This is a genomic window from Vibrio owensii CAIM 1854 = LMG 25443, assembly GCF_000817815.1.
GTDB classification, from domain to species: domain Bacteria; phylum Pseudomonadota; class Gammaproteobacteria; order Enterobacterales; family Vibrionaceae; genus Vibrio; species Vibrio owensii.
This window is the reverse complement of record NZ_JPRD01000001.1, coordinates 12,262-31,447: the sequence shown is the minus strand read 5'-3', so window position 1 is coordinate 31,447 and position 19,186 is coordinate 12,262. Positions and strand designations below refer to the sequence as shown.

17 protein-coding genes are annotated in these 19,186 nt (G+C 46.9%); 16 read left to right on the top strand and 1 reads right to left on the bottom strand.

All coding sequences use genetic code 11. The features are described 5' to 3' along the window. Positions 1–10: 10 nt before the first annotated feature. The 5 genes from rnc (at position 11) to acpS (ending at position 3,624) form a co-directional block, all read left to right on the top strand. On the top strand, positions 11–688 hold the full coding sequence (gene rnc, locus H735_RS00150; protein WP_005449793.1) for a ribonuclease III: 678 nt from the start codon (positions 11–13) through the stop codon (positions 686–688). Further along, on the top strand, positions 681–1,643 hold the full coding sequence (gene era, locus H735_RS00145; RefSeq protein WP_009698775.1) for a GTPase Era: 963 nt from the start codon (positions 681–683) through the stop codon (positions 1,641–1,643). Before rnc ends, era begins: the two co-directional genes overlap by 8 nt. 128 nt (positions 1,644–1,771) lie before the next feature. Then, positions 1,772–2,503 (top strand): DNA repair protein RecO, encoded by a 732-nt coding sequence (gene recO / locus H735_RS00140; protein WP_005426504.1) that lies wholly within the window; start codon positions 1,772–1,774, stop codon positions 2,501–2,503. Then, positions 2,500–3,231: a pyridoxine 5'-phosphate synthase gene (gene pdxJ / locus H735_RS00135; protein WP_005426507.1), complete on the top strand. Its 732-nt coding sequence runs from the start codon at positions 2,500–2,502 to the stop codon at positions 3,229–3,231. The genes recO and pdxJ overlap by 4 nt, the downstream gene beginning before the upstream one ends. 12 nt (positions 3,232–3,243) lie before the next feature. Then, on the top strand, positions 3,244–3,624 hold the full coding sequence (acpS, locus tag H735_RS00130) for a holo-ACP synthase (RefSeq protein WP_009707600.1): 381 nt from the start codon (positions 3,244–3,246) through the stop codon (positions 3,622–3,624). A gap of 90 nt (positions 3,625–3,714) precedes the next feature. On the opposite strand, the gene barA is transcribed toward acpS, so the two are convergent. Then, positions 3,715–6,513: a two-component sensor histidine kinase BarA gene (gene barA, locus H735_RS00125; protein WP_020196172.1), complete on the bottom strand. Its 2,799-nt coding sequence runs from the start codon at positions 6,511–6,513 to the stop codon at positions 3,715–3,717. A 192-nt stretch (positions 6,514–6,705) separates the two neighbouring features. Between barA and rlmD the strand changes: the two genes are divergently transcribed. From rlmD to H735_RS00070, 11 genes are all read left to right on the top strand, one after another. Further along, complete coding sequence (gene rlmD / locus H735_RS00120; RefSeq protein WP_020196173.1) at positions 6,706–8,028, top strand: 23S rRNA (uracil(1939)-C(5))-methyltransferase RlmD; 1,323 nt, start codon at positions 6,706–6,708, stop codon at positions 8,026–8,028. A gap of 124 nt (positions 8,029–8,152) precedes the next feature. After that, positions 8,153–10,372: a GTP diphosphokinase gene (gene relA / locus H735_RS00115; RefSeq protein ID WP_005436441.1), complete on the top strand. Its 2,220-nt coding sequence runs from the start codon at positions 8,153–8,155 to the stop codon at positions 10,370–10,372. 208 nt (positions 10,373–10,580) lie between these two features. After that, the gene (mazG, locus tag H735_RS00110; RefSeq protein ID WP_020196174.1) at positions 10,581–11,378 is read left to right on the top strand and encodes a nucleoside triphosphate pyrophosphohydrolase; all 798 of its coding nucleotides are present in this window, start codon (positions 10,581–10,583) and stop codon (positions 11,376–11,378) included. Between the two features lie 151 nt (positions 11,379–11,529). Then, positions 11,530–13,170 carry a CTP synthase gene (locus H735_RS00105; protein ID WP_009707596.1) on the top strand — a complete coding sequence of 547 codons (1,641 nt, stop codon included), beginning with the start codon at positions 11,530–11,532 and terminating at the stop codon, positions 13,168–13,170. A 78-nt stretch (positions 13,171–13,248) separates the two neighbouring features. Beyond that, positions 13,249–14,550: a phosphopyruvate hydratase gene (gene eno, locus H735_RS00100; protein ID WP_005425372.1), complete on the top strand. Its 1,302-nt coding sequence runs from the start codon at positions 13,249–13,251 to the stop codon at positions 14,548–14,550. A 654-nt stretch (positions 14,551–15,204) separates the two neighbouring features. After that, a complete protein-coding gene (ftsB, locus tag H735_RS00095; protein ID WP_005436434.1) occupies positions 15,205–15,486 on the top strand; it encodes a cell division protein FtsB in 282 nt (93 codons plus the stop codon). 1 nt (position 15,487) lies between these two features. After that, positions 15,488–16,195: a 2-C-methyl-D-erythritol 4-phosphate cytidylyltransferase gene (ispD, locus tag H735_RS00090; protein WP_027726689.1), complete on the top strand. Its 708-nt coding sequence runs from the start codon at positions 15,488–15,490 to the stop codon at positions 16,193–16,195. Positions 16,196–16,209: 14 nt separating this feature from the next. Next, positions 16,210–16,686: a 2-C-methyl-D-erythritol 2,4-cyclodiphosphate synthase gene (ispF, locus tag H735_RS00085; protein ID WP_009707591.1), complete on the top strand. Its 477-nt coding sequence runs from the start codon at positions 16,210–16,212 to the stop codon at positions 16,684–16,686. A gap of 45 nt (positions 16,687–16,731) precedes the next feature. Beyond that, on the top strand, positions 16,732–17,775 hold the full coding sequence (gene truD / locus H735_RS00080) for a tRNA pseudouridine(13) synthase TruD (RefSeq protein WP_020196176.1): 1,044 nt from the start codon (positions 16,732–16,734) through the stop codon (positions 17,773–17,775). Continuing rightward, positions 17,775–18,551, top strand: coding sequence for a 5'/3'-nucleotidase SurE (surE, locus tag H735_RS00075; protein WP_005436425.1), 777 nt, complete (start codon positions 17,775–17,777; stop codon positions 18,549–18,551). The genes truD and surE overlap by 1 nt, the downstream gene beginning before the upstream one ends. Next, a complete protein-coding gene (locus tag H735_RS00070) occupies positions 18,551–19,177 on the top strand; it encodes a protein-L-isoaspartate(D-aspartate) O-methyltransferase (protein WP_020196177.1) in 627 nt (208 codons plus the stop codon). The genes surE and H735_RS00070 overlap by 1 nt, the downstream gene beginning before the upstream one ends. Positions 19,178–19,186 lie beyond the last annotated feature (9 nt).

Genomic DNA, 19,186 nt, shown 5'->3' with positions numbered 1-19,186 from the left:
TCGAGAGAGTATGAATTCTCCAATTGAGAAACTAGAGAGAAAGCTCGGCTACCAATTTAAGGATGCTGGGCTTATCAACTTGGCGCTGACTCACCGCAGCGCCAATAGTAAGCACAATGAACGTCTTGAGTTTCTGGGCGATTCAATTTTAAGTTTTGTCATCGCTGATGATCTGTACCATCGTTTCCCGAAAGTGAACGAAGGTGACATGAGCCGTATGCGCGCGACCTTGGTTCGTGGGCACACATTGGCGGAACTGGGTCGTGAATTCGATCTAGGAGATTATTTAAAATTAGGTCCAGGTGAATTGAAGAGTGGCGGATTCCGCCGAGACTCTATTCTAGCCGATGCGGTAGAAGCCATTATTGGTGCGATTTACCTTGATAGTGATATTGAACAAGTTCGCGGTATCGTACTGAGCTGGTACAACTCGCGTCTTGAGGCGATTAAGCCTGGTGTATCACAAAAAGATCCAAAAACTCGCCTACAAGAGTTCCTGCAAGGCAGAAGAAAACCGCTGCCTGTCTACACAGTGACTAATATTAAAGGTGAAGCGCACAACCAAGAGTTCACGGTTGAGTGTGACGTAGCAGGTGTGGATAAGCCTGTAATTGGTAAAGGCACCAGCCGCCGCAAGGCAGAACAAGCGGCTGCAGAAACGGCACTTGAGCAATTAACGAATGGCTGATAACGAATTCGACATTGATGCGTTTTTCGCATCACACGGTGAAGTAAGTTCACCAGAGAACCAACACTGTGGCTTCATTGCGATTGTTGGTCGTCCAAACGTAGGTAAATCGACGCTTCTGAACAAAATCTTGGGTCAGAAGATTTCGATCACGTCTCGTAAACCGCAAACGACGCGTCACCGCATCATGGGTGTGGATACCGATGGTGATTACCAAGCGATCTACGTAGATACGCCGGGACTTCACATTGAAGAGAAGCGCGCGATTAACCGCTTGATGAACCGTGCAGCCAACTCATCTCTAAGTGATGTGAACCTAGTATTCTTCTTGGTCGACGGTACGCATTGGACCAAAGACGATGAGATGGTGCTGACTAAGCTTCAAAAGTCGAACTTCCCTGTTGTGCTTTGTGTGAACAAGGTAGACAACGTGCAAGATCGTAACGAAGTGATGATGCACATGGCCGAGATGTCGAAGAAGATGGACTTCGTTGACGTTGTGCCAATCTCTGCAAAGCAAGGTAAGAACATCGACGTACTGCGCAAGCACGTTCGCGATCACTTGCCAGAAGCAACGCATCACTTCCCAGAAGAATACGTAACCGACCGTTCTCAGCGTTTCATGGCGTCTGAAATCGTGCGTGAAAAGCTGATGCGTTTTACTGGTGAAGAGCTGCCATATTCAGTAACGGTTGAGATTGAGCGTTTCGATTACAACCCAGAAACGGACGGTTTCCATATCAACGCCCTGATTCTTGTTGAACGTAATGGTCAGAAGAAAATGGTGATTGGTAAAGGCGGCGAGAAGATCAAGACAATTGGTCGTGAAGCACGTCTAGATATGGAAGAGCTATTCGGTCGTAAGGTTTACCTAGAGACTTGGGTAAAAGTGAAATCTGGTTGGGCAGACGACGAACGTGCACTGCGCTCACTAGGTTACATCGACGATCTATAAGTTTGGTTGCTTGTACGTTTGGTAACGAGGACACTTCGTTCCAACATCGACTAAAATATAATATCGATTAGAATAAGGAGCCGCTTGGCTCCTTATTTTTTATTACCGACTTAGGCACACTGATTGAAATGAGCAACCAGTCTTCAGAAGGCTTCCAGCGCTGCTTTGTATTGCACCGACGCCCTTACAGTGAATCGAGCTTGATCCTTGATGTATTCAGCGAGGAGTATGGTCGTATCACGTTGATGGCGAAAGGCGCGCGCAGCAAACGCTCCAATCTGAAAGGGGCATTGCAGCCCTTCACGCCGCTATTGCTGAAATGGTCCGGAAAAGGTTCGATGAAAACCTTACGTCAGGCTGAGCCAATCAGTTTAGGCTTGCCGTTGTTCGGGATAAACCTTTATTCCGCGATGTACGTAAATGAATTGGTCGGGCGCGTGTTAATGGCGGAAGTGCCTATGCCAGCCCTGTTTCATGATTATCTGCATGCACTAACGGAATTGGCTCAGAGTGACAACCCTGAACCGGGATTGCGTCGTTTTGAATTGGCTCTGCTTTCTTCAATGGGCTATGGCGTCGATTTCTTGCATTGCGCCGGGACAGGTGAGCCAGTCGATCCTGAGATGACTTACCGCTATCGTGAGCAAAAGGGATTCATAGCTTCAGTAAGGCGCGACAACCTGACATTTTTAGGTAATGAATTGATTGCGATTAGTGAACGGCGATTCGTCACTAAAGAGCAATTAAAAGCGGCGAAACGCTTTACACGTATGGCATTAAAGCCGTATCTTGGCGGCAAACCTTTAAAAAGTCGCGAATTATTCATTCAGACATATCGAGCACGGAGTAACGGAAAATGAGCTCAATCTACTTAGGCGTTAATATCGACCATATTGCCACTCTACGTAATGCACGTGGTACTAAATACCCAGATCCAGTTCATGCTGCTGAGATCGCAGAGCGTGCGGGTGCTGACGGTATTACCATCCACCTACGTGAAGACCGTCGCCACATCCTAGATCGTGACGTTCGCATCCTACGTGAAACCATTCAAACTCGCATGAACCTTGAAATGGCAGTAACGGACGAGATGGTTGAGATTGCGCTACAAACTAAGCCTGAGTTCGTTTGTCTGGTTCCTGAAAAACGTGAAGAGTTGACAACAGAAGGTGGTCTGGACGTTGTAGGCCAACTTGAGAAAGTGAAGGCAGCAACGCAAAAGCTAACCGAAGCAGGCATCAAAGTATCTTTGTTCATCGATGCTGACCGTCAACAGATCGATGCGGCAAAAGCTTGTGGCGCACCTTACATTGAGCTTCACACTGGTCACTACGCTGATGCGACAACAGAAGAAGATCAGCAAGATGAGCTGAAGAAGATCGCAGCAGGCGCTAGCTACGCTGATGACCTAGGTATCATCGTAAACGCAGGTCACGGTCTGACTTACCACAACGTTGCACCAATCGCAGCTCTGCCAGAAATCTACGAGCTAAACATCGGTCACTCGATCATTGGTCGTGCCGTTTTCGATGGTCTAGAAAAATCTGTGGCAGAAATGAAAGCCATCATGGTTGCGGCTCGTAAGTAATCAGATTTAAGCATGGCAATTTTAGGATTAGGCACTGACATCGCAGAGATTGAGCGCATTGAAAAAGCGCTCGGTCGTACTGGTGAACCCTTCGCAAAGCGCATTTTGTCGCAAGATGAAATGATAAAGTTTGCTGAATTGAAGCAAAAAGGGCGTTACCTTGCGAAGCGTTTCGCAGTAAAAGAGGCGGCCTCAAAAGCGTTAGGAACTGGCATCGCAAAAGGCGTGACCTTTCATGATTTTACGGTTTCGAATGATGAGTTTGGTAAACCAGTATTGACCTTATCCGGTGTGGCGAAACAAATCGCTGAGTCGATGGGCGTCAATCATGTTCATCTGTCTATTTCGGATGAGCGTCATTACGCCGTTGCGACGGTGATTTTTGAATCCTAACTTAGCCTGACTACGGATTAATAACCGAATACGAAAAAGCCAGAGTCGATGCTCTGGCTTTTTTATTGCTCTGATTTATGACGTCACTATCTACTGCTCAAGATAGAGTTTCGCGGTGCTAGTAACCTTTATCATCTCATCTTGCAGTTCAAACATTTCTGGCTCGATGTCTTCAATGCTAGCCCCTGAGCGCAGTGCTTGTTCCAAGGTTGCACACAATGACTTCAATCTTGGCACACCGCAGTAAGAGCTGCTGCCGTGAAGTTTATGCACCACATGGATAAGGTCATCACGCGAGAAGTCTTCTTGCTCTAATGCTTGATCGACCACTTCTTCCACCTCAGGAATAAAATCAATCAGCATGCGCAGCATGTCTTTGGCTAGGTCTTCTTTGTTGGCACTCTGCTTCAACGCTGCTTGCCAGTCGATGATGACATCTTGCTGTGGTTTTTCTGGTGCTGGTGGCGCAGTCTCCACAACAGGCTCGACATAAGAAGGCGCGATTTTGTCGACACTTTCAGTACAAGTATTTGGGTTCCAATGAACCAAAACCTGTTGCAGTACATGTTCTTCAATTGGCTTGGTTAGGTAGTCATCCATACCCGCTGCCAGTAGTCGGTCACGTTCGCCCGCCATGGCATGCGCGGTTACCGCAATCACTGGGGTGTCTTTGTTCAGCTCTAGCTCTTTAATGTGCTGACAAGCGGTCACTCCGTCCATCAATGGCATTTGAATATCCATGAAGATCAGGTCGTATTTCTTCTCAGTCGCGAGATTCACTGCTTGCTGACCATTGCTGCACGCCGTTACCGTTTCTACACGCTCTTTTAGTAGCGCAGAGATCAGTTTCAAGTTTGCAGGGTTATCATCAACCGCAAGCACCGTAAGTGGTAAGCGTTCATTCACCACTGGATCAATTGGAGCAATTACCGCTTGTGGTGTTTCAACATGGTCCGTGATCAGGCTTTGTAAAAGCTTACGGCGTGATAATGGCTTGGTCAGACATTGGATCTGATGATCGTTCATCACTTGATCTGCCAGGGCCAATTCGGTACTTGGCGTACCCATGATCACACTCGGAGCCATGCGTTTGGCTTGTTCAATCCAAGCTGCTACCGATTGTTCGTCGTAGGTTTGGTTGGCAGCCAAGTTCAACAAGACGTAATCGTAGTTCTCGTCGTTTTCTGGCAACGAAGAGCGGTAGGTCACCAGAATGCCTTCTTGGCTTAGGATCTGCTGTGTCACTGACGCCGCTTGCATGTTTGGTTCAACCAACAGCAATTGCTTACCAGTTAGTAGTTCGACTTCAATCAGATCGCTCATTGGCATTTCAGTCGAGTGCAAGCGAACCGTAAACCAGAAGGTAGAACCTTGGTGTAGGCGACTGGTTAGGCTGATTTCACCGCCCATCTGGCTTACCAGTTTTTGAGTGATAACCAGACCCAGACCGGTACCACCATAGCGACGTGAAATACTTGCATCTGCTTGGCTAAACGCTTGGAACAACTGCGCTTGCTGGCGTTCGGAGATACCAATACCAGTATCGCGCACCATGAATTGCAGTTCGACCGAATCACCAGATTGTGAGCGCATCTCAACGCTGATGTCGATGTTACCGCGCTCAGTAAACTTGATGGAGTTGCCGACCAAGTTAGTGAGGATTTGTTGGATACGAAGTGGGTCACCCACCAAGCCTTGCGGGATTTTCGGATCCACTTTCAAGGTGATTTCCAAACCTTTCTCATGCGCGCTGGTGGCTTGTAGGTTGATTACTTCTTCTAAGCTTTCACGAAACTCAAACGGTATGTTTTCCAGTGCCAGCTTACCGGCTTCCAGTTTCGAGAAGTCGAGGATGTCGTTGATGATATTCAGTAGGTTGTTTGCGGACTTCTCAATAGTCTGCAAGTAATCCGTTTGGCTGTTTGAAAGCTGTGTTTTCAGCATTTGACGGGTAAAACCAATCACACCATTCAGCGGAGTACGAAGCTCGTGAGACATGTTCGCTAAGAATTCGGATTTCACACGTGCTGCTTCTTGGGCACGCTTCTTCGCGATGTCTAACTCCACGTTCTGAATCTCTAGCTGTTCCAGAGTCTCACGTAAGTCTGATGTCGCTTGGTCTATACTGTGCTGCATCTCAACGTGGTATTCCGACAGCGAGACCGCCATGGCGTTGATACCGTTTTTCAGCTGGTCTAACTCACCGTGCATTTTGCCTTCGATACGCACATCAAGGTGACCACGACGAATGCGGTCAACCACGTTCTTCATGTGGGTGATCGGTTGGGTTACGTCATGCATGAGGCGAGAGGCGAACACACTCGCGAGACCAAGGCCGAGGATCAACACCAAGAACGCAGAGAACACTTCTTGGTATTGCTGTAATCGAAGTGACGAAAGATCCATTTCCACAGCGATGTAGCCGATGGCTTTTGTGCCCTGATTCTCATTTGAGAGCTCCGAAAGATAGTGACCTTCAGATAGAATCGGCACGCGCAGAATAAGCGAGTTATCGAAGATTTCCGAATCGCCTAATTGAGGGATAGGCTTATCCTTCGGGAACATCAGAGCTTCAAAATTGGGATGGAAGTTAGAAGTAACGAAAAGCTCATGATTTTCATCGAACACCGCGATACTACGAACCAGTTTCGAGTTTTTGCGGTGGGCGTAACTGATAAGGCGACGAACGGCTTCGCGACTTTCGGAAAGTAGGTGAGTTTCACTGGCAATCGCAAGCGGTTCGATGATGCTATTGCCTGTGGTGATAACTTGTTTCTCGAGGTCTTGGTAGCGGTTAAATGAGAAAAAGCCGCTCAGTAATAAACCAATAATGAGAGTGGGAGCGAGAGTTAGTGTAATTACACGTGCTCTTAAGCCATATCTGGTCATGTTATCTAATTACATCGGAGTCTGGATATGGGAAAATAACGCATTATTTCTCAAGCGCACGATAAAGCCTTGAGCAAAGAAGTGACGTCACCGGATAAACGGTAAGCATAATCAAGTCACTCGAATCACACAACGGCTGCAATCAAGAATAGTGAAGCAGTAGAGCAATTAGACACAAATCAGGCACAGAGCATGGCACGTATCTTTCAACCTAAAAAGAAAACGCAACTGAATACCCGCCACCAAGCGGTACAAGTGGAGCGTTTGGATCACCACGGCGCAGGCATTGCTTACCTTAAGAAGAAACCATTGTTTATTGATGGTGCGCTACCGGGTGAGGAAGTGGTAACCCAATTGATGGAAGAAAAGAGCAAGTTCGCTCGTGGTAAGTTGATTAAAATCCTTAAACCGAGTGACGCTCGCGTGGAGCCATTTTGTCCGCACTACCATGAATGCGGTGGCTGTGACCTGCAGCATCTGAACTATGACCAACAATTGACGCACAAGCAGCAAACGCTTAGTCAGTTGATGAGAAAATTTGCCGGCAGTGATATCGAGTTGGATGCGCCTGTATTGGGAGAGTCTCTTGGCTATCGTCGCCGTGCTCGTGTGAGCTTGTTCGTAGATAAAAAGACTCGTCAGTTGCACTTTGGTTTCCGCAAGAAACAGAGTAAGCAAATCGCGCAAGTGACGGATTGTCCAGTGCTCGCACCTGAGTTAAATGCGCTATTGCCAGAAATCTACTCGACGTTAAAAGCGTTTAAGAAGCCAGAGCAACTTGGTCACGTAGAGTTGGTGCTAGGCGACAACGGTCCATGCATCACATTGCGTCATCTAAGCAAACTGACTGAAAAAGAAACCAACTCGTTGGTGGAATTGGCGAAGCGTCACGATGCATCGCTCTACTTGATGCCAGAAACCGATCAGCTTGATTTGATTGAAGGTGAGGTGCCTTTCTATCAAGAAGCGGGTGTCACCGTGCCATTTACGCCAAATAACTTTATTCAAGTGAACCAAGCGGTAAACCAGAAAATGGTCGCTCAGGCAGTAGAGTGGTTAGACCCACAAAGTGACGAACGAGTGTTAGATTTGTTCTGTGGCTTGGGTAACTTTAGTTTACCTATCGCAAAACGTGCAAAACACGTGGTTGGCGTAGAAGGTGTGGCAGAAATGGTGGAAAAGGCGGCAAATAATGCATCTTTGAACCAAATCAATAACGCGCAATTTTATCACGCTAACCTTGAGCAAGATTTTGAAGGGCAAGTTTGGGCGGCTGAACAATTCGACAAAGTGCTGCTTGATCCGGCACGTGCTGGCGCGAGTGGGATCATCGATCAAGTTTCTGCGCTTGGCGCACAGCGTGTAGTTTATGTTTCGTGTAATCCTGCTACCCTTGCAAGGGATAGCCAGAGCTTGCTGGAGCAAGGCTACCAATTAACCAAATTAGGTATGCTGGACATGTTCCCTCATACCAGCCATCTAGAATCGATGGCACTGTTTGAAAAGTCCTTATAATTGGGACTTTGTTGATCACTTACACGTGGTGGGTGGTCAATAAGCCAACGCTTAAAGCTTGGCACAAGAACTAACCTGGATGGTGTTAGTCAAACCACACAAATATAATAATTAGGATGATGAGATGGTTGCGGTAAGAAGCGCGCATTTAAACCAAGATGAACAGTTTGAACTTGAAAACTGGGTGGCTAGCCTAGGTCAAGAGAAGAACACAGCGAAACGCTTAACCGAAGTGTATCGTGATTGCCAATCGATTTTGGCGAACCACGAGCAGGCGGAGCTTTTGTTGTGGCGTGGACGAGAGATGATCGAAATCTTGATCACCTTGTCGATGGATAAAGCGACACTCGTCGCTGCGCAACTGTTCCCTTTGGTCTCAAGCGGTGCTTTTGATAGAGAACTCCTTGAGGAAAAATACAGCAAAGAAATCATTAAGCTGATCGATGGCGTCGACGAAATGGCGGCAATCGGCCAGTTGAATGTAACAATGGATGGTGGTGCTGCCTCGTCTCAAGTAGATAATGTTCGTCGTATGTTGTTGGCCATGGTGGATGATTTCCGCTGCGTGGTCATCAAGCTGGCGGAACGTATCTGCAACCTGATTGAAGTAAAAAAAGCGCCGGACGAAGTTCGTCGTGCAGCGGCAAAAGAGTGTGCAAATATCTATGCGCCTCTGGCAAACCGCCTTGGTATTGGTCAGTTGAAGTGGGAAATCGAAGATTACGCCTTCCGCTACCAACAACCAGAAACCTACAAGCAAATCGCGAAGCAATTGGCAGAGCGTCGTATTGTCCGTGAACAATACATCAAAGACTTTGTCGACGACCTTACTCAAGAAATGACCGTATGCGGCATCAACGCAGAAGTCAGTGGTCGTCCAAAGCACATCTACAGTATCTGGCGCAAAATGCAGAAGAAGAGTCTGGCGTTTGATGAATTGTTTGACGTACGTGCGGTACGTATCATCGCTGACAAACTTCAAGACTGTTATGCCGCTCTGGGTGTGGTTCACACCAAATACAAACACTTACCAAGTGAGTTCGACGATTACGTTGCGAACCCGAAACCAAATGGCTATCAGTCCATCCATACCGTGATTCTTGGCCCTGAAGGCAAGACCATCGAGATCCAGATTCGTACTAAAGAGATGCACGAAGACTCGGAGCTAGGTGTTGCAGCGCACTGGAAATACAAAGAAGGCGCAAGCAGCCGCAGCGGTTACGATGAGAAGATCACGTGGCTGCGTAAGCTACTGGATTGGCAAGAAGAGATGTCCGACTCTGGCGAGATGTTGGATGAGCTGCGTAGTCAGGTATTTGATGACCGTGTGTATGCCTTTACCCCACGTGGTGATGTCGTCGACCTACCAATGGGCGCAACACCGCTCGATTTCGCTTACCACATTCACTCAGAAGTGGGGCATCGTTGTATCGGTGCCAAAGTAGCGGGTCGTATCGTACCGTTCACTCATAAACTGCAAATGGGCGATCAGGTTGAAATCATCACCCAGAAAGAACCAAACCCTTCGCGAGACTGGTTGAACCCGTCGCTAGGCTTTGTGACTTCAAGCCGAGCGCGTGCGAAGATCAACGCATGGTTCCGCAAGCAAAGTCGTGAGAAGAACCTAGAAGCGGGTCGTGAAATTCTAGAACACGAACTGGCGAAAATCGGCGCAACACTGAAAGACGCTGATAACTACGCATTGAAACGCTTTAACGTTAATAGTGCCGATGAGTTGTATGTTGGTATTGGTAGTGGTGACTTGCGTATCAACCAGATCATCAACCACATTAACGCATTGGTGAACAAACCGACCGCGGAAGAAGAAGACCAGCAAGCGCTAGAAAAACTGCAAGAAGCAGAAAGTCGCGCGCCAGCACAGAGTCGTCCGAAGAAAGATGCGGTCGTAGTAGAAGGCGTTGATAACTTAATGACGCACCTAGCGCGCTGTTGTCAGCCTATCCCAGGTGATGAAATCGCAGGTTACATCACACAAGGTCGTGGTATTTCGGTCCACCGCAGTGACTGTGAGCAGCTTGAGGAGCTTCGTCATCACGCACCAGAACGTATCATCGATACCGTCTGGGGCAGCGGCTTTGTCGGTTCTTACATCTTGACGGTTCGTGTTGAAGCAATGGAGCGTGGCGGTCTACTTAAAGACATCACAACGCTATTTGCGAACGAGAAAATCAAAGTCACCAGTATGAAGAGTCGCGTCGATTACCGCACGCAAATGTCGATCATGGACTTTGACCTTGAAGTGACCAACCTTGAAGTGTTCTCGCGCGTCTCGAAACGTGTTGAGCAGATCAAGGATGTTATGTCGGTGAAACGCTTAGGCTAATTTTTACGTCGTATTTGGCTTTCTAGCGGCGTTAGCTGCACTTATGTGGCCCAATCTCATAGGCAAGCTATGCTCATGGGGCTCATAAGTTTACTGCCTTGCCAGAAGAACCAACTACTTGGTAAAAAAAGTTAGAAAACAAATTAAAGGTGAGTGGTTTTGACTGCTCACCTTTTTCTTTAGATAGAAAGGTTTAAAGGAACAGAAAATGAGTCATCCAATTGAACAGTTAGAACAAATCATGGCGAAGTTGCGTGACCCAGAAAGCGGTTGCCCTTGGGACTTAAAGCAGACCTTCAACACCATTGTTCCGCACACTATCGAAGAAACTTACGAAGTGGTGGATGCGATTCAAAACCGTGATTGGTCGAACTTGCAAGAAGAGTTGGGTGACTTATTGTTCCAAGTTATTTTCTACAGCCAAATGGCGAAAGAGCAGGGACTATTCGACTTTTCTGATGTGGTGGAAACCGTCAATGAGAAACTGACGCGTCGCCATCCACATGTTTTTTCAGAAGTAGAGTTCGATTCTGAAGAGGCGATTAACGCTAATTGGGAGGCGGAAAAAGCCAAAGAGAAAGCGCAAGTAGGCAAAGCTGAAGAAAGTATTCTAGACTCAATACCAAACTCTCTACCCGCGCTTTCGCGTGCTACAAAGATCCAGAAAAAGTGCGCAAAATTCGGCTTTGATTGGGACTCGCTTGGCCCTGTCGTCGGAAAAGTGCAGGAAGAAATTGAAGAGGTGATGGAAGAAGCGCTTCAAATTACTCCGGATGAGGAAAAAGTCGAACTTGAATTAGGCGATCTTTTATTTGCTACCGTGAACCTGTCTCGTCACCTAGGGAAAGACCCTGAAGTGGCACTGGCAAAAGCCAACTTAAAGTTCTCGAAACGCTTTAAAGGCGTGGAAACTAAAGTTGCAGCGCACGGTAAGCAGCTCACAGACTTTACTCTAGATGAACTCGATTCAATGTGGGATGAAGTGAAACGAGAAGAGCAAAGCTGAAATTGCATGAATACTCGACTTTGATTTGAAGCAAAAAATAAAAAATTACGGTGTGATAGATTTCACGTTGTGGCGGTTAGGAGCTTCTGGTATATTTACGTCCCGTCCAGAAGCACTCCATTTCCCTCATTCAACCAATTTCAGGTTAAACATGACGACAAATTACATTTTTGTTACTGGCGGGGTTGTATCCTCTCTAGGTAAAGGTATTGCAGCAGCATCTCTTGCAGCTATTCTAGAAGCTCGTGGTCTAAAAGTGACTATGATGAAGCTTGACCCTTACATCAACGTTGATCCAGGCACAATGAGCCCAACTCAACACGGTGAAGTGTTCGTTACGGAAGATGGCGCAGAGACTGACCTTGACCTTGGTCACTACGAGCGTTTCATCCGCACCAAGATGACTAAGCGTAACAACTTCACTGCTGGTCGTGTTTATGCAGACGTACTACGTAAAGAACGTCGCGGCGATTACCTAGGTGCAACCATTCAGGTTATCCCTCACATCACTAACGCTATCAAAGACCGCGTAATCGCAGGTTCTGAAGGCCATGATGTTGCTATCGTTGAAGTCGGTGGTACGGTAGGTGATATCGAATCACTACCATTTATGGAAGCTATCCGTCAGCTTGCTGTAGAACTAGGCCGTGAACGCGCAATGTTCATGCACCTAACGCTAGTTCCTTACCTAGCAGCTGCAGGTGAAGTGAAAACTAAGCCAACTCAGCACTCTGTTAAAGAGCTGCTATCTATCGGTATCCAACCAGATATTCTTGTTTGCCGCTCAGATCGTATGATCCCAGCGAACGAGCGTAAGAAAATTGCGCTATTCTGTAACGTTCCTGAGAAAGCGGTAATCTCAATGAAGGACGTAGATTCAATCTACAAGATCCCTCAACTTGTTAAGTCTCAAGGTCTAGATGACCTAGTTTGTGCTCGCTTTGGTATCAACGCACCAGAAGCTGACCTGTCTGAATGGGAACAGGTTATCTATGAAGAAGCGAACCCAACTGGCGAAGTAACTATCGGTATGGTCGGTAAATACATCGAACTACCAGATGCTTACAAGTCAGTAAACGAAGCACTTAAACACGCAGGCTTGAAAAACCGTCTAAACGTCACAATTAAATACGTAGACTCTCAAGATGTTGAGACGAAAGGCGTAGAAGTTCTTGAAGGTCTAGATGCAATCCTAGTACCTGGTGGCTTCGGTGACCGTGGTATCGAAGGTAAGATTCGCGCAGCACAATACGCTCGTGAAAACAAAGTACCTTACCTAGGTATCTGTCTAGGCATGCAAGTAGCACTTATCGAATACGCGCGTAACGTAGCGGGTATGGAAGGTGCACATTCAACAGAATTTAACAAAGACACTAAGTACCCTGTGGTAGGTTTGATCACTGAATGGGTAGACGGCGAAGGTAAAGTTGAAGAACGTACTGAAACGTCTGACCTAGGTGGTACGATGCGTCTTGGTTCACAGCTATGTCACCTAGAGAAAGGTACGAAAGCTCGTGAACTATACGGCAACGCGACAATTCATGAGCGTCACCGTCACCGTTACGAAGTAAACAACAATCTTCGTCCGCAAATCGAAAAAGCAGGTCTGAAAGTATCTGGTCTATCAGCGGACAAGAAACTAGTGGAAATGATTGAGAACCCAGCTCACCCATGGTTTGTAGCGGCTCAATTCCACCCAGAATTCACCTCGACGCCTCGCGATGGTCACCCACTATTCGCAGGTTTCGTTAAAGCTGCAGGCCAAAACGCTCGCGGCGAATTCGAGAAGTAAAAGGATACGGGCAGCGGCAAAGGTTGTACTGCTGCCCTTTAAAATTGACATTTATATTTGAAACGAGAGGAAACATTAATGTCTAAGATCGTTAAAGTTCTAGGTCGTGAAATCATCGACTCACGTGGTAACCCAACTGTAGAAGCTGAAGTACACCTAGAAGGCGGTTTCGTAGGTATGGCAGCAGCTCCATCTGGCGCATCTACTGGTTCTCGCGAAGCTCTTGAGCTACGTGACGGTGACAAAGCACGTTTCCTAGGTAAAGGTGTTCTTAAAGCTGTTGAAGCTGTAAACGGCGCAATCGCTGAAGCTCTAGTTGGCAAAGACGCTAAAGACCAAGCTGCAATCGACGCAGTAATGATCGAACTAGACGGCACTGAAAACAAATCTAAGTTCGGTGCGAACGCTATCCTAGCTGTTTCTCTAGCAAACGCTAAAGCTGCAGCAGCAGCTAAAGGCATGCCTCTATACGAGCACATCGCTGAGCTAAATGGCACAGCTGGTCAGTTCTCTATGCCTCTACCAATGATGAACATCATCAACGGTGGTGAGCACGCAGACAACAACGTTGACATCCAAGAGTTCATGATCCAACCAGTTGGTGCTAAGACTCTTAAAGAAGGTCTACGTATCGGTGCTGAAGTATTCCACAACCTAGCTAAAGTTCTTAAGTCTAAAGGCTACAGCACTGCAGTTGGTGACGAAGGTGGTTTCGCTCCTAACCTTAAGTCTAACGCTGAAGCTCTAGAAGTTATCGCAGAAGCTGTTGCAGCTGCTGGTTACGAACTAGGTAAAGACGTTACTCTAGCTATGGACTGTGCTGCATCTGAGTTCTTCGACAAAGAAGCTGGCATCTACAACATGAAAGGCGAAGGTAAAACTTTCACTTCTGAAGAGTTCAACCACTACCTAGCTGAGCTAGCTAACCAATTCCCAATCGTTTCTATCGAAGACGGTCTAGACGAGTCTGATTGGGCTGGCTTCAAGCACCAAACTGAACTACTAGGTGACAAGCTTCAACTAGTAGGTGACGACCTATTCGTTACTAACACTAAGATCCTTGCTGAAGGTATCGAGAAAGGCGTAGCTAACTCTATCCTTATCAAGTTCAACCAAATCGGTTCTCTAACTGAGACTCTAGCTGCAATCAAGATGGCTAAAGACGCAGGTTACACAGCAGTAATCTCTCACCGTTCTGGCGAAACTGAAGATGCAACTATCGCTGACCTAGCGGTAGGTACAGCTGCAGGTCAAATCAAAACTGGTTCTATGAGCCGTTCTGACCGTGTTGCTAAGTACAACCAACTAATCCGTATCGAGGAAGCTCTAGGTGAGCGCGCTCCTTTCAACGGTCTTAAAGAAGTTAAAGGTCAAGCTTAATTCTTAACTGAATTAACCGCTTAACTTAAAGCTTTTGAAAACGCCTCGCGCTTGCGGGGCGTTTTTTATATGACGGAAGCTCTAGGTGAGCGCGCTCCTCCATGTTTCAAGGAAGCGGCCTTAAAGAAGTTAAAGATCAAGCTTAATTCTTAATTGAATTAACCGCTTAACTTAAAGCTTTTGAAAACGCCTCGCACTTGCGGGGCGTTTTTTTATATGGCGGAAGCTCTAAGTGAGCGCGCTCCTCCATGTTTCAAGGAAGCGGTCTCAAAGAAGTTAAAGGTCAAGCTTAATCCTTCACTGGGTTAACGGCTTAATTTAAAGCTCTTAAAAACACCCTGCCTTGGCGGGGTGTTTTTGTATCTGACATATGGGAACGCTTCGCTTCGAAAGGTGTGAGTGGACTTGGCTCTTCGAGGGAGTTCACTTGGATATATGAGAACAGGCTTTGCTTTTTGATGTCTTTTGCTCACGTTCATTTGTCATTCGATAGAACGAGGATGGAGAGGGTAGGGAAGTCTCTTTGTTTCATTTTGCTGCTTTTTTCCTGTAAGGAGCGTGTGAGTCTCTTTTTCTGCCCTAGAGCCAACCACGCATTTATGCTATATATGTCACCTTATCTAATCCCTTCCGGTACAGAATGTTAGCAACGATATGCGAATCTTTGTTATAGCCCTTACGTTACTGTTTGGCTGGCTTCAATATACCCTTTGGTTTGGCAAAAACGGGGTGTCTGACTACTACACAGTAGAAGATGAAATTGAAGTGCAGCAGCAAGTAAACAGCAAGCTGCAAGCTCGTAATAACGAGATGTTCGCTGAGATTGATGACTTACGACAAGGTCTTGATGCGATCGAAGAACGTGCGCGTCACGAACTTGGTTTGGTCAAAGATGGCGAAACCTTCTACCGAATCGTAGGTGAGGATGAACAATAAGATGTTGGATACTTCACCATCTCATATTGCTATCGTGCCAGCTGCTGGCGTTGGTAGTCGAATGAAGGCAGACCGTCCAAAACAGTACCTGTTGATTGACGGCAAAGCGGTATTGGAACATACCGTGGAAAAACTGCTTTCTCACCCCAAAATTTCTAAGGTTGTCGTGGCTATTACCGACGGTGACCCATACTACCCTGAACTGTCCATTGCCCATCACCCAGACGTGATTCGTGTGGCTGGTGGTAAAGAAAGGGCAGACTCTGTGCTTTCAGGGCTAAACTATGTAAGTACACATCTTGAGAGCGAGTGGGTTTTAGTTCACGACGCAGCAAGGCCATGTGTACTCACATCCGATATTGACCATTTGATCGACGTTTGTAGCGCACACCCAACAGGTGGCATCCTTGCCTCTCCAGTGAGAGACACAATGAAGCGAGCAAACGTGGCACAAGATATCGATCATACGGTAGATAGAGAAGCATTGTGGCATGCATTGACTCCACAAATGTTTAAAACTCAGCAGCTTACTCAAGCACTGGCTGACGCGTTAGAACAAGGTGCAACCATCACTGATGAAGCCTCAGCTTTGGAATGGTTAGGCGAAAAGCCGGCACTTGTTCAAGGGAATGCGAATAATATAAAAATTACTCAGCCAGAAGATCTTGCGTTAGCCGAGTTTTATCTAAGCCGTGAGCGCGGCGAATAAAGAAAGGATAAAAAATGATTCGAATTGGTCATGGTTTCGACGTACATAAATTCGGCGGTGAAGGTCCGGTAATCATCGGTGGTGTAGCGATTCCTTACGAACAAGGTTTGATTGCTCATTCTGATGGTGATGTCGCACTGCATGCATTGAGTGATGCTTTGTTAGGAGCGATCGCTGCAGGTGATATTGGTCGTCACTTCCCTGATACCGACGATAAATGGAAAGGCGCGGATAGCCGTGAATTATTGAAAGACGTATACCGTCGAGTCAAAGAACAAGGCTACCGACTTGGTAATGCTGACATCACTATCATTGCACAAGCGCCTAAGATGGCTCCGTACATTGAAGCTATGTGCGCAGCGATTGCCGAAGACTTGGAAACCGACATTAACAATATTAACGTAAAAGCGACGACGACAGAACGTCTTGGTTTTACTGGACGCAAAGAAGGCATTGCAACGGAAGCAGTTGTACTTCTGTTTAAGCAATAACTAGCAATTTGCTCCTCTAAGCTGTGATATCAGCGGAAACACATCATGTCAGACATTTTATCTTCATTGGCTTACCTAACAGGTAAGCCAGTTGCATCTGCAAAAATCAAAGCGCAACCAGAGCACTTCCAGGTTCGCGAAGATTTAGGTTTTGCCTTTACGGGTGAAGGCGAGCACTTAATGGTTCGTATCCGTAAAACCGGCGAGAACACCAGCTTTGTTGCTAACGAGTTAGCTAAAGCCTGTGGTGTTAAGTCGAAAGACGTCAGCTGGGCAGGTCTTAAAGACCGTCATGCTGTGACTGAACAGTGGCTAAGCGTTCATTTACCAAAAGGTGAAACACCAGACTTTTCAGCATTTTTGGCGCAATACCCGAGCATCGAAATCCTTGCAACAGATCGTCACAACAAAAAACTGCGTCCTGGTGACTTAGTAGGGAACGAGTTCGTGGTTACTTTGTCTGAAGTGACAGATGTAGCGGATGTTGAGCAACGTCTTGAAAAAGTGAAACAAGTGGGTGTGCCAAACTACTTTGGTAGTCAGCGTTTTGGTAACGATGGCAACAACCTTGAAGAAGCACGTCGATGGGGACGCGAGAACGTTCGTACCCGCAACCAAAATAAGCGCAGCATGTACTTGTCAGCGGCTCGCTCGTGGATCTTTAACCGTATTGTTTCAGCTCGCCTAGAGAATGGTGTGTTTGATAAGTTTATCGACGGTGATGTGGCGCAGACAGCTTCTGGCACTCAGTTGGTTGATGCAAGTAACATGGCGGAGCTACAAGCACAGTTTGCTCAAGGTGAAGTGGCGATCACTGCTGCACTGGCAGGCGATAACGCACTACCGACTCAAGCGGATGCGCTAACCTTAGAGCAGCCGTTCTTAGATGAAGAACCAGATTTGATGGCACTGATTCGCGGTAACCGTATGCGTCATGACCGCCGTGATATCGCACTCAAGCCACAAGACTTAGCTTGGACTGTCGATGGTAACAATATCACAATGACGTTCTCGCTGGATGCGGGCTCCTTTGCGACTTCAATCGTGCGCGAATTGGTTATCGAAGAAAAGGTAGAAAGAGAATATTAATGGAAATGGATTCACACAACGCGAAGCCATTAAGAATACTGCTCAGTAATGATGACGGTGTTCATGCTCAGGGAATTCATGCGCTTGCTGATGAGCTAAGAAGCATTGCTGAAGTGACAATCGTAGCACCAGACAGAAACCGTTCAGGTGCTTCTAACTCGCTCACGTTGGAGCAGCCACTACGCGTTACTGAGATTGCGCCGAAAACCTTCTCTGTGCAGGGGACGCCAACTGACTGTGTCCACTTCGCGCTGAATGAGTTGATGAAAGATGACCTGCCAGACCTCGTGCTGTCAGGCATCAATCATGGTGCCAACTTAGGTGACGACGTGCTGTACTCTGGTACAGTCGCTGCGGCGATGGAAGGGCACTTCCTTGGTGTACAGGCCATTGCTTTCTCCCTCGTCGGCAAACAGCATTTTGAATCTGCTGCGAAAGTTGCGCGTCAGCTGGTTGAGCAACACTTGGTTCGTCCGATCCCAACTAACCGATTATTGAATGTAAACGTGCCCGATCTTCCATTTGAAGAGCTTGGGGAGATTGAAGTGACTCGCTTAGGTGCTCGTCATCACGCTGAGAATATGATCAAGCAGAAAGATCCGCGCGGACATGATATTTATTGGCTCGGCCCTCCGGGTAAAGAGCAAGATGCTGGTATTGGTACAGACTTTTATGCGATTGAACATGGCTTTGTTTCAATCACGCCGCTACAAGTCGACTTAACAGCTCATGAGTCATTACGTGCAATGGATAGTTGGTTAAAGGAAGAGAATTAATGAGTAACCCACATGCTGACAGGTTGATAGCGTTTCTTATCTCCAGTGGCATCAGTGATCAACGCGTGTTGGATGCAATTTATCGTTTGCCACGTGAGAGTTTTGTCTCACAAGCGATGATGCACCAAGCATACGACAACAATGCGTTGCCGATTGGTCAGGGACAAACTATTTCTCAACCTTACATCGTCGCGAAAATGACAGAACTGTTGGATCTAAAGCCGAACAGCAATGTATTAGAAATTGGTACCGGCTCAGGTTACCAAACCGCTGTCCTCGCTCAGATTGTCGATCATGTTTATTCCGTTGAACGCATCAAATCCTTGCAATGGGATGCGAAGCGCCGTCTGAAACAACTCGATATTTATAATGTATCGACTAAACATGGTGATGGTTGGCTTGGTTGGGAAGGCAAAGGTCCTTTCGATGCGATTATCGTCACTGCCGCCGCAGAGAGTGTTCCCCAAGCACTTTTATCGCAGCTAAAAGAAGGCGGAAAGATGGTCATTCCGGTGGGTGACGATGAGCAACAACTATTAAAAATTGAACGTCAGGGTGAACAATATCTGTCGACTGTGGTAGAAATGGTAAGATTTGTGCCACTAGTTGCAGGTGATTTAGCTTAAAGGTTAAAG

Bases quoted from the DNA above. Each gene is read 5' to 3' on its own strand.
- ispD (WP_027726689.1), top strand. From the start codon at position 15,488: ATGTTGGATACTTCACCATCTCATATTGCTATCGTGCCAGCTGCTGGC.
- eno (WP_005425372.1), top strand. From the start codon at position 13,249: ATGTCTAAGATCGTTAAAGTTCTAGGTCGTGAAATCATCGACTCACGT.
- surE (WP_005436425.1), top strand. From the start codon at position 17,775: ATGGAAATGGATTCACACAACGCGAAGCCATTAAGAATACTGCTCAGT.
- ispF (WP_009707591.1), top strand. From the start codon at position 16,210: ATGATTCGAATTGGTCATGGTTTCGACGTACATAAATTCGGCGGTGAA.
- mazG (WP_020196174.1), top strand. From the start codon at position 10,581: ATGAGTCATCCAATTGAACAGTTAGAACAAATCATGGCGAAGTTGCGT.
- acpS (WP_009707600.1), top strand. From the start codon at position 3,244: ATGGCAATTTTAGGATTAGGCACTGACATCGCAGAGATTGAGCGCATT.
- era (WP_009698775.1), top strand. From the start codon at position 681: ATGGCTGATAACGAATTCGACATTGATGCGTTTTTCGCATCACACGGT.
- pdxJ (WP_005426507.1), top strand. From the start codon at position 2,500: ATGAGCTCAATCTACTTAGGCGTTAATATCGACCATATTGCCACTCTA.
- rnc (WP_005449793.1), top strand. From the start codon at position 11: ATGAATTCTCCAATTGAGAAACTAGAGAGAAAGCTCGGCTACCAATTT.
- relA (WP_005436441.1), top strand. From the start codon at position 8,153: ATGGTTGCGGTAAGAAGCGCGCATTTAAACCAAGATGAACAGTTTGAA.
- ftsB (WP_005436434.1), top strand. From the start codon at position 15,205: ATGCGAATCTTTGTTATAGCCCTTACGTTACTGTTTGGCTGGCTTCAA.
- recO (WP_005426504.1), top strand. From the start codon at position 1,772: ATGAGCAACCAGTCTTCAGAAGGCTTCCAGCGCTGCTTTGTATTGCAC.
- H735_RS00070 (WP_020196177.1), top strand. From the start codon at position 18,551: ATGAGTAACCCACATGCTGACAGGTTGATAGCGTTTCTTATCTCCAGT.
- H735_RS00105 (WP_009707596.1), top strand. From the start codon at position 11,530: ATGACGACAAATTACATTTTTGTTACTGGCGGGGTTGTATCCTCTCTA.
- barA (WP_020196172.1), bottom strand. From the start codon at position 6,513: ATGACCAGATATGGCTTAAGAGCACGTGTAATTACACTAACTCTCGCT.
- rlmD (WP_020196173.1), top strand. From the start codon at position 6,706: ATGGCACGTATCTTTCAACCTAAAAAGAAAACGCAACTGAATACCCGC.
- truD (WP_020196176.1), top strand. From the start codon at position 16,732: ATGTCAGACATTTTATCTTCATTGGCTTACCTAACAGGTAAGCCAGTT.